Annotated in this window: 2 protein-coding genes and 1 pseudogene; 2 read left to right on the top strand and 1 reads right to left on the bottom strand. The window is 65.2% G+C overall.

The window, feature by feature from the left end; all coding sequences use genetic code 11:
* Positions 1-217 (bottom strand): annotated as a pseudogene (locus ACWFQ8_RS32700) (hypothetical protein); the annotation flags it as partial.
* A gap of 519 nt (positions 218-736) precedes the next feature.
* Between ACWFQ8_RS32700 and ACWFQ8_RS32695 the strand changes: the two are divergent.
* On the top strand, positions 737-1,039 hold the full coding sequence (locus ACWFQ8_RS32695; RefSeq protein WP_453789913.1) for a hypothetical protein: 303 nt from the start codon (positions 737-739) through the stop codon (positions 1,037-1,039).
* A gap of 533 nt (positions 1,040-1,572) precedes the next feature.
* A complete protein-coding gene (locus ACWFQ8_RS32690; RefSeq protein ID WP_453789912.1) occupies positions 1,573-1,911 on the top strand; it encodes a hypothetical protein in 339 nt (112 codons plus the stop codon).
* Positions 1,912-2,037: the final 126 nt, after the last annotated feature.

Raw genomic sequence — 2,037 nt, 5'->3', positions numbered from 1 at the left:
CGCGGAACGGAATCCGGAACACCGGCCATCGCTCCTCGTCGGCCAGCGCCTCGTACGCCGCGTCGGCGTCAGCCTCGTCCACGCCGAACCACGCCGGGTCCGGCTCGTCCTCCTCCGTTTCGCACAGCCACATCAGGTAGGCAGCCCAGAACCCCGGCAGGGACAACAGCTCCTCCCCGGCAAACAGCGGGGCATCCTCATATCCGTCGATCAGCACCCGCCCAGGCTGCCAGCCACCGCCGACAACCTTCCAACCGCCCCCTGCACCCAACGACAGGTGCTGCTACTTCTCATGAACCTTCGCCCCGCCAGCGGACAACCAGTGCTCTCCAGTACGGGCGACAAACGCTCTTCGAAGTGACCTACGTAGCCACTGGAGAATGTTGGCGAGACGTAGGAACAGGGGTCTGCTCGTATCGCGCGATGGCAGCCTGAGTGACGGCCTGGTCACGCATTCGCGGGTTGGCGGGCAGGCCATATGAGCCAGCTGGTGGTCGGCACGGCGAGGACCCGGTGCAGGCCAGATATTTGAGCGTGTTCAAATGTGTGTTGAGCCTGTGGACTCGGGCCTGGCTGCGGGGGTGGACTTGCTGTGGGATGCATGAGATGGCGGCGTGCCGGGCTGATGGTGGCTGTCGGCGCGGTGACGGTTGCCTGCAATGCTGCGGCGTACCACGCCGTGACGCTTTCAGCCGACCAGCTGACAGGGCAGTGGCGCAGCCGAGAGGGGACGGTTATGACCTTCCACGCGAACGGAAGTTTCACCAGTGACGGGGTTATCCGGTTGTCAGCGGCAGAATCCTGCGGCGACCGGTCGGACCTGTCCTCCGGCAGCTGGCACTTCGGTTCGGGGATGGACGAGCCGGGGGATCGCGGTGCCTACCTGCAGCTCACGTTCTCCGGTACCGAATGCAGGATTCCCGTCTTCCTCTTCGGCGAGGCGGATGATCCCGTGATGTGTCCGACCGACGGCGATCCCGACGCCGGCTGCGAGTACGACGAATACCTACGCCGCATCACACCTGCCGCCTCGCCCTGACCGGGGCCAGGCCGGTTCCTCTTCAAACTTCGCGATGCCCGCGCCGGTGAGGTACCGCTCGACCGCCGCGGTGTACGACGACGGCGGGGCGGACAGGGGCACCACCCGGGCGCGCGGCAGCCGGAGCGCGCCCCCGCTCCCGAGTTCGGTCACCGGTTCGATCGCCATACCCGCCCCACCCTTTCAACGCTGCCGCAGTAAATGCGTACACCTCGTCTGCGGCGGCCGGAGAGCCCGCCGCAGGCCGCGACGATCACCGTAGAGGCTCTGCCGCAGTAAATCCGGCATTTACTGCGGCATCTCTGTCCGGGACGCGATCCGGACAAGGCCCGGACCAGCCCGGACAGTCGGCGACTGTCCGGGACAGTCGGTTCTCGTTGCTTCAGCCTGCCGATGGACAGCAGTCTGTGTGGCACCTGGCTGGCCAAACCGTCGCCACGGCACGGACCGCTGCGTCGATGAATAGCTCTCAACGCAGCGAGCTGAACCTGAACTGGAACCAGATATGAGGGAGTGTCATGAAGGTTCGTACAATGATGACCGGCATAGCTGGAGCTGCGCTCGCGATCGGTATCGTGGCGTCGCCCGCTCACGCCGACGGCAGTACTCAGCTTGGCAACAACGAGGCGGGAGTCGTCTACCGAAGCTACGGAGACATCTTCGAGATCTGGGACAACGTCGATGACAACAAGGCGGTCTACGTGAAGTGGGCCTACAACTCCGCCTTGAACGGGGCAGCAACACTCCCCGTGCCGACGGACTACAGCACTGGTTACACCTACAACCTGGAGCTCGACGAGGCCCGCGGCACGGTCTACTTCAAGGTCTGCCAGTCCAGCCGCTGCTCTTCTCTCGGCAGCAGCAACATCTGAAAGAAGCTGCCAGCGAAAGCTGGCCCTACTGAATGAACGTGAGGGGTGCGATGGGTGCAGGACCACCCATCGCACCCCCGCCTGCGGCTAGGTGGCGCCAGCGCGCACCGGGGTCCGGCCCGGGCG

The organism is Streptomyces sp. NPDC055254 (genome assembly GCF_053606025.1).
This window is presented reverse-complemented; position numbering and strand designations above follow the sequence as displayed.

Coding starts and splice junctions, on each gene's coding strand:
- ACWFQ8_RS32695 (WP_453789913.1), top strand. CDS start 737: ATGACCTTCCACGCGAACGGAAGTTTCACCAGTGACGGGGTTATCCGG.
- ACWFQ8_RS32690 (WP_453789912.1), top strand. CDS start 1,573: ATGATGACCGGCATAGCTGGAGCTGCGCTCGCGATCGGTATCGTGGCG.